The sequence below is a fragment of the Bacteroides sp. K03 genome, from assembly GCF_019734355.1.
GTDB lineage: Bacteria > Bacteroidota > Bacteroidia > Bacteroidales > Bacteroidaceae > Bacteroides > Bacteroides nordii.
Map to the genome: position 1 here is coordinate 1 of NZ_JAASHC010000032.1, position 7,952 is coordinate 7,952.

Genomic DNA, 7,952 nt, shown 5'->3' on the forward strand with positions numbered 1-7,952 from the left:
AGCAACCCATTTAACTTATTTAACTGTTTTTTCTTGCACAAATATTTGCGCAGGTCTTAGAATTCTGCGTTTCAATAGTGTTCTCTCTCTGGTGAAATTGAATCTCACCGGAAAGTAAGTTTCCTGTTTGTTATAAAATTAACTGTGCCGTAGATAAATAGTCCGAGGAACTGTGCCAGATACTCGTTTACGTCTCCTGCTTCCACCAGTAAGATAAGGAATATGAATTGCGCACTGTAGGCTATTCCAAAAGCCATAGCAAAGAACAACACCTGTTGCCAGAGGTTGTTCTTTTTGTCTTCTGTGGGGAATACCCAGTACTTACACCATATAAAATTATGTATCTGGGCTACAATATACGCAGTAATATTTGCAGGAATGTAATCGTATGATAGCTCATTCATCATTAACCAGATGACAAATGCTGTAATCAATGCATTGAGCGTACCTATTACGGCAAATCGAAAGATGCGTACTGATTCTTTCACTTATTCCTTAATATCTACTATCAGATTCAGTTCATCAAGCTGAGACGGATCAAGTGCTGCCGGAGCATCCAACATTACGTCACGACCCGAATTGTTCTTTGGGAATGCAATGCAGTCACGAATTGAATCAAGCCCTGCGAAAAGTGATACCCACCGGTCAAGTCCGTAAGCCAATCCACCATGAGGAGGTGCACCGAATTTGAATGCGTTCATTAAGAAACCAAATTGTTCCTGCGCTTTTTCAGGAGTAAACCCTAAAATCTCGAACATCTTGGCTTGCAATTGTGAATCGTGGATACGAATAGAACCTCCACCTACTTCTACACCATTAACAACCATGTCATAAGCATCTGCACGAACTGCTGCCGGATCGCTATCTAATAAATGAATATCTTCATCTTTAGGATGAGTGAATGGATGATGCATTGCCATCAGGCGTCCTTCTTCTTCGCTCCACTCAAACATTGGAAAATCTACTACCCACAAGCAAGCGAATTTATTCTTATCACGTAAACCTAACTGCTTGCCCATTTCCAAACGGAGTTCGCAAAGCTGTTTACGAGTCTTCATAGCATCATCACCGGAGAGAATCAGAATTAAGTCTCCCGGTTTAGCACCGAAAGCTTCCTTCATTTGTTGCAATACTTCCTGGGTATAGAACTTATCGACACTTGATTTTACAGTTCCATCAGCTTCTATACGTGCGTATACCATACCTTTGGCACCTATTTGAGGTCTTTTCACATACTCTGTCAGTGCATCCAGTTGTTTACGGGTATAACTTGCGGCACCCTCTGCACATATGCCACCAATATATGTAGCACTGTCAAATACCGGGAAACCGTGTCCTTTCATGATATCCATCAGTTCGACGAATTTCATATCAAAACGTAAATCGGGTTTGTCACTACCGTAATATTTCATAGCATCACTCCATGGCATGCGTACGAATGGCTCTGTCAGTTCAACTCCGCGAAGTGTCTTAAACAAGTGCTTGGCCATACCTTCAAAAGTAGTGATGATATCCTCTTGCTCAACAAAACTCATTTCGCAGTCAATCTGAGTGAATTCCGGTTGACGGTCAGCACGAAGGTCTTCGTCACGGAAGCATTTTGCAATCTGGAAATAACGGTCGAAACCAGCTACCATCAACAATTGCTTCAGTGTTTGCGGAGATTGAGGCAAGGCATAGAATTGTCCCGGATTCATACGTGAAGGAACAACAAAGTCGCGTGCACCTTCAGGGGTAGAGCCAACCAAAACCGGAGTTTCCACTTCTATAAACCCTTGCTCATCCAAATACTTGCGTACTTCTATTGTCATCTTGTGACGAAGTTCCAGATTGGAACGGACATTACTACGACGAAGGTCCAGATAACGGTATTTCATGCGAATGTCGTCTCCTCCGTCTGTATTTTCTTCGATAGTGAAAGGAGGTGTGGTGGCAACGTTCAGAACGTTCAATTCTGACACGATGATTTCAATATCTCCTGTAGGAATATTTGAGTTCTTGCTAAAACGTTCGTTTACAGTACCGGTCACCTGGATTACGAATTCGCGTCCCAGTTTATTAGCCTGTTCGCACAGTTCTGCATTTACTTCTTCATTGAATACTAATTGAGTGATACCGTAACGGTCACGAAGGTCAATAAAAGTCATACCTCCCATTTTACGGCTACGCTGTACCCATCCTGACAGCGTGACTTGACTGTTTATATCGGAGATTCTCAGTTCTCCACACGTGTGCGTTCTAAACATATATTTTGTATTTTATAATATTCTTTACTTTTGTAGTAGTCTGCAAAAGTACACAAATTCTTAATCCTTTCGGATTAATTTCCGAATAATTTTCTGATTTTTGTGAGTAATATTGTCTACAATAGCTTCGTTAATCATTTTAATTCCATTAACGTATTCCTGGGCCTTCTGCAACACGTTAGCATTGTCTTTTACGATAGTTTCTTTGGGTACAATAACGCGTAGCCCTTTTTGTATAAGCTCAATGTTCACATTCTCATCGGCTTGCATCGGATCACCATCGAAGTGAACTACTCCCGGACTGGTACGGTGAATACGCAACTTTCTGCAGCGAAATGTTTTTATACGGCTATTCTGATCGATGGTTTTATTGAACAACTGAAAAGCAAGTGAAGGAACATCGAGTACGGTAAATGGTTCAAGAATAGTGACATCCAGCAGTCCATCAGTAAGGGTAGCTTGTGGGGTTATATATGCATTATTACCATATTGGGAAGCATTGCCGCAAGCAATGAGGAAAGCCTTATATTTATAAGTACCGTCTTCTGTTTCCAATTCATAAGTTTCCGGCTGATAGGTCAGACTCTCTTGCAGGGTTTTCTCCAGATAAGTCAGTAAGCCGCGTTTTCCGGCATTGGCAAATTTTAAACTGACAAAGGCATCAAAACCTACTCCACAAGTACAGAAGAAGTCAGTACCGTTTATTTTGCCATAATCTATAATGTCGGTTACTCCTTCATTGATTATTTCCAATGCTTTTTTAGGTTCCATCGGAATATGCAGATGTCTTGCAAGTCCATTGCCGGAGCCACAAGGTATAATGCCCAATGACGTTTCTGTATGTACCAGTGAACGTCCTATCTCATTGATAGTTCCGTCTCCACCGATAGCTACTACAACATCTGCTTTCTCTGCTGCTGCCTGAGCGGCAATCTCTATTGCATGACCGGCCCTTTTGGTATACACCACATCCCACGTATATCTCTCTTTATTTATCTTTTCATCTAATAAATTGAGAACAAGTTCTTTACCTTGCGTGCCTGAAATCGGATTGACAATGAATATAATTTTCTTCATGCTTTCGTTCATGCTAATTTTAATCGATTGTGGTCGACAAAAGTAATATAAATTTCTTAATTTTAAATCTTCCGGCTTCTCAAAAGCAGAAAGAGTATATTTTTTCTATTAAAAAGAACAGGCAAACGCAAATTTTGTTATCTTTGCCCCCTGTTTTTAAACAGTTATTAAGGATAAAAGGATTTGGACTGTTGTCTATCAGTAACCAATAAAGCGAATAATAAATAACAATTCATGGGATTATTACAAGAGAAGTTAGCTAAGTACGACCTGCCGCAGCAATATATGGCAATGGGCGTATACCCTTATTTTCGTGAGATAGAAGGGAAACAAGGTACAGAAGTAAATATGGGTGGACATAATGTTTTAATGTTCGGCTCAAACGCATATACAGGTCTTACCGGAGATGAAAGAGTTATTGCAGCAGGCATCGAAGCTATGAAAAAATATGGTTCCGGTTGTGCCGGTTCCCGCTTCTTGAATGGTACACTCGACTTGCATGTGAAGTTGGAAAAAGAATTGGCTGCTTTTGTTGGTAAGGAAGATGCACTCTGTTTTTCTACGGGATTTACTGTAAATTCGGGGGTAATATCTTGCTTAACAGATCGTAACGATTATATTATTTGTGATGATCGGGACCACGCTTCTATCGTAGACGGTCGTCGTTTATCATTCTCTCAGAATCTGAAATACAAGCACAATGATATGGCTGATCTTGAGAAACAGCTTCAGAAGTGTAATCCGGATTCTGTGAAACTGATTGTTGTAGACGGTGTGTTTTCTATGGAAGGTGACTTAGCCAATTTGCCCGAAATAGTTCGTTTGAAACATAAGTATAATGCTACTATTATGGTAGACGAAGCTCATGGTTTAGGTGTATTCGGAAAACAGGGACGCGGTGTTTGTGACCACTTTGGTTTGACAGACGAAATAGACCTGATTATGGGAACATTCAGTAAATCATTAGCTTCTATCGGAGGATTTATTGCTGCAGATGAATCAATCATTAACTGGTTGCGTCACAATGCACGTACGTATATCTTTAGTGCATCTAATACTCCTGCTGCTACGGCTTCTGCTCTGGAAGCTCTTCATATTATTCAGAACGAACCGGAAAGACTGGAAGCATTGTGGGAAGCTACAAACTATGCATTGAAGCGTTTCCGCGAGGCTGGTTTTGAAATCGGTGCTACTGAGTCTCCTATTATACCTCTTTATGTACGTGATACAGAAAAGACTTTCATGGTGACTAAACTGGCATTTGACGAAGGAGTATTTATCAACCCGGTTATACCTCCGGCATGTGCTCCGCAAGATACATTAGTGCGTGTTGCGTTGATGGCTACACATACTAAAGAACAGATTGATTCTGCTGTTGATAAATTAGTAAAATGCTTTAAAGAATTAGAGATTATCTAAGCATTCTCTATAAGATGTAAAAAACGGTTGTACTCTTGGTTTGGGTACAACCGTTTTTTGTATAGCAAGAGTACGTATTTAAGTCTCCGTTAAATACCTATTTAACAGAGACTTAATATGCATAGTTTGTATGTATAAAGTACGTACTTTTTAATGCATTGAAATACAGATGTATACAGGTGTAATTCCTATATGCTGATTTCTGTTACTACCTGCCCGTCAAATAGATTAATTACTCTTCCGGCGTATCCTGCGTCATGTTGTGAATGGGTTACCATGATAATAGTAGTACCTTCTTTATTTAACTCACTCAGAAGCCCCATTACTTCTTTACCGTTTCTGGAGTCCAGGTTACCGGTTGGTTCGTCGGCAAGAATCAGTTTAGGATTGGCTACTACTGCACGGGCAATAGCAACACGCTGCTGTTGGCCTCCGGAAAGTTGTTGTGGGAAGTGTTTGCTACGGTGAGTAATAGCCATGCGTTCCATTGCTGTTCCTACACGTTTTTTGCGTTCAGAAGCCGGAATACCCATATAGAGTAATGGTAGCTCTATATTTTCGTAGACATTTAGTTCGTCAATCAGATTGAAACTCTGGAAAACGAAACCGATAATTCCCTTACGGAGGTTGGTACGCTGAGACTCGGTGTAGTTGGATACCTCTTTTCCATGGAGGTAATACTCTCCTCCCGTCGGGTTGTCAAGCAATCCTAAAATGTTCAGCAAGGTGGATTTACCGCAACCGGATGGTCCCATAATGGCCACAAATTCTCCTTCCTTCACTTCTACATTCACATTGTTCAGTGCCCATGTTTCTACTTCTTCGGTCTTGAAGATCTTTTGTAAGTTTACGGTCTTGATCATGATTGTAGGTTTTATTGAGTTCTAAATAGTTATTCTTGTATCATCGTCACTGTTGGATTCACTTTGACAGCCAGATAACAGTGCAGGCTGATGACAATCATGGATATTCCTACTACGATGAATAGAGGAAGCAGGAAAATCCATAATGACCATCCGGCACTATAGGCAAACTGCTCTTTCCAGGTCTTCATTAACCAATAAGCGGCAGGAATGGCCAGTATATAGCTAATGCCTATTTGTAGAAAGAAGGGTTTGCTAAACAGCCAGATCACTTGGTGGAAGGTTGCACCATGTATCTTTGTACAGTATTGTTTGCTATAGCTTGTTATGTGTTGTTTATACACAATTTATGGTTTAGTACACTTGTTGCTATCCTGCTCTTAGCAGGAACCGGAATTCACCTTTATGTTGTACAAATGAAACTGGCAGGCATGATGACACGTCTGATAGAAAGTATTCGTTATAATGATATGACGCAAACTTTTTATCCTCCATTAAAAAACAGGGTGATGACAGATATGGCTCAGGAGCTTTCAGAGGCATTGAAAGTTTTCCGTGAGCGGCTTTTTGAAGAAGAGGTTAAACATCAATATTATGAGAATTTATTGAATAAGGTAGACACTGCTGTTCTGGTTACAGATAAATCCGGGCATACGGAATGGATGAACCTTGCAGCTATAACCCATCTGGGCCGGAATCCGCAATTACCGGCAGAAATACTAAAGGCTTCAACGAGCGACACACGGGTTGTACGTATTGAAAGAAATGGAACAGTATTGGAAATGGCCGTTTCTTGTACACTATTTACCACACAGGGAAAGGAACGGTTGCTGATTAGTTTGAAAAACATTCATTCTGTTTTGGAGAGAACTGAAATGGAGGCCTGGCAGAAGTTGATACGCGTATTGACTCACGAAATAATGAATTCAATAACTCCTATAATCTCTCTCTCAGAAACGCTCAGTGAACGGGGTATACCAAATCAGTTGACAGAAAAAGAGTATGCTGTAATGCTTCAGGCCATGCAAACTATTCATCGGAGAAGTAAAGGATTGTTGGGATTTGTAGAGAACTATCGCAGGCTTACACGAATACCGGAACCTGTATGTACACAAGTCCCGGTCAGTGAATTGTTTGCTGATTTGAAGAAGCTATTTCCGGCGGAAATCTTCCATTTTAGACAACCCGATGCTTCCCTTACTCTTTGGATAGATCGGACTCAAATAGAACAAGTTCTGATCAATTTGTTGAAAAATGCACAGGAAGCATGTTTTCGTAAGTCCGATGCCCAGATAGAAATTGAACTTACTCAGACTGCAGAAGGTCCTATTCTTACCGTCTCAGATAATGGAGAAGGTATATTGCCGGATGTAATAGACAAAATATTTGTTCCGTTTTTTACTACCAAACCATCCGGTTCGGGAATCGGGCTCAGCCTGTGTAAGCAGATTATGAACTTACATGGGGGAACTATTTCAGTACGTTCAGAAAAAGGAACCGGTAGTTGTTTCACACTTGTTTTTCCTGTATTATCCCCTACTTCCCAGACTGTTTATGTCGGGATTTAGCTCTTTAACAACTTCCCGGACATCTTTTTTAGTGGCTTCACTATAGACAGCTATTTGTTGTCCGGGTAACACTTCTTGTTTTTTACTTTCAAGCTTCAATTGCGCTTCCTCTTTTTTGTTAGAGGGATTCTTCTTCTTTGTATCCATATCTTTTTCTTGTTTAGGTTTAGTATATTTGTAACATAATAAATTCTTTATGGTTCATCAGATTTACCATTTTCTGCCTCAAGTTCTTTAATTTCTTTATTCAGGAAAACCGATAAAACAGTACGCAGTACAACGACTCCTCCCAAGATAGCAAGTTCGTTGAGAGTAGGTTCCAGTACTGTTTTCAGAATATCCGAAGCGATAAGAAATTCGAGTCCTAACAGGAGATAAGTACCAAAAGTAGCCCGTAATCTGCGAATGTTAATAGGGCTATATTTCCCGGTAAATCGTTTTAATTCATTTATAATGAAAGCTATAAATGCAATCAATGCCCCATAAGTAACAATGAGCAGGCTTATCACACTTATGATAGTGGCCAGAAGGTTCAGAAATTGTGTAAACATAGGTGCGTTTCGTATTTGTTATACTAATACTACATCTGACAGAGCATTTTGGTTCATTTACAGTCGTAAATAACCTTTAGTCTTCTTTAGAAAAAAATGAAACTATAAATAAGTGACAGTCAGTGTATTGAAAATTAAGTAACAAAAATAATGGGTTTAGCTATTGTTAATTTGAAAATACTCCCTATCTTTGCACCGCTTTTCGATAGAACACCAACGATTTTTATT

Annotated in this window: 9 protein-coding genes; 2 read left to right on the forward strand and 7 right to left on the reverse strand. The window is 40.0% G+C overall.

Translation table 11 applies throughout. The features are described 5' to 3' along the window. Window positions 1-104: 104 nt before the first annotated feature. From HCG69_RS17005 to HCG69_RS17015, 3 genes are read right to left on the reverse strand one after another with little or no spacing between them, the layout of a single operon-like run. Complete coding sequence (locus tag HCG69_RS17005; protein ID WP_122201721.1) at window positions 105-488, reverse strand: GtrA family protein; 384 nt, start codon at window positions 486-488, stop codon at window positions 105-107. After that, complete coding sequence (aspS, locus tag HCG69_RS17010; RefSeq protein WP_221651028.1) at window positions 489-2,246, reverse strand: aspartate--tRNA ligase; 1,758 nt, start codon at window positions 2,244-2,246, stop codon at window positions 489-491. A 60-nt stretch (window positions 2,247-2,306) separates the two neighbouring features. Next, window positions 2,307-3,335: a diacylglycerol kinase family protein gene (locus tag HCG69_RS17015; RefSeq protein WP_221651029.1), complete on the reverse strand. Its 1,029-nt coding sequence runs from the start codon at window positions 3,333-3,335 to the stop codon at window positions 2,307-2,309. A gap of 222 nt (window positions 3,336-3,557) precedes the next feature. Here HCG69_RS17015 and HCG69_RS17020 point away from each other — a divergent pair, with 222 nt between their 5' ends. Next, the gene (locus HCG69_RS17020) at window positions 3,558-4,742 is read left to right on the forward strand and encodes an aminotransferase class I/II-fold pyridoxal phosphate-dependent enzyme (protein WP_221651030.1); all 1,185 of its coding nucleotides are present in this window, start codon (window positions 3,558-3,560) and stop codon (window positions 4,740-4,742) included. A 188-nt stretch (window positions 4,743-4,930) separates the two neighbouring features. Here HCG69_RS17020 and HCG69_RS17025 read toward each other — a convergent pair whose 3' ends face one another. Together HCG69_RS17025 and HCG69_RS17030 are read right to left on the reverse strand one after the other, a co-directional pair. After that, window positions 4,931-5,605, reverse strand: a complete 675-nt coding sequence (locus HCG69_RS17025; protein WP_221651031.1) for an ABC transporter ATP-binding protein — start codon at window positions 5,603-5,605, stop codon at window positions 4,931-4,933. A gap of 29 nt (window positions 5,606-5,634) precedes the next feature. Then, window positions 5,635-5,949 (reverse strand): hypothetical protein, encoded by a 315-nt coding sequence (locus tag HCG69_RS17030; protein WP_221651071.1) that lies wholly within the window; start codon window positions 5,947-5,949, stop codon window positions 5,635-5,637. Between HCG69_RS17030 and HCG69_RS17035 the strand changes: the two genes are divergently transcribed. Continuing rightward, the gene (locus tag HCG69_RS17035) at window positions 5,896-7,173 is read left to right on the forward strand and encodes a PAS domain-containing sensor histidine kinase (protein WP_221651032.1); all 1,278 of its coding nucleotides are present in this window, start codon (window positions 5,896-5,898) and stop codon (window positions 7,171-7,173) included. The two genes, HCG69_RS17030 and HCG69_RS17035, sit on opposite strands and share 54 nt — an antisense overlap. Here HCG69_RS17035 and HCG69_RS17040 read toward each other — a convergent pair. Both HCG69_RS17040 and HCG69_RS17045 read right to left on the reverse strand, forming a co-directional pair. Further along, the gene (locus HCG69_RS17040) at window positions 7,135-7,320 is read right to left on the reverse strand and encodes a hypothetical protein (protein WP_002560218.1); all 186 of its coding nucleotides are present in this window, start codon (window positions 7,318-7,320) and stop codon (window positions 7,135-7,137) included. The two genes, HCG69_RS17035 and HCG69_RS17040, sit on opposite strands and share 39 nt — an antisense overlap. A gap of 47 nt (window positions 7,321-7,367) precedes the next feature. Further along, the gene (locus tag HCG69_RS17045) at window positions 7,368-7,724 is read right to left on the reverse strand and encodes a DUF1622 domain-containing protein (protein WP_221651033.1); all 357 of its coding nucleotides are present in this window, start codon (window positions 7,722-7,724) and stop codon (window positions 7,368-7,370) included. Window positions 7,725-7,952 lie beyond the last annotated feature (228 nt).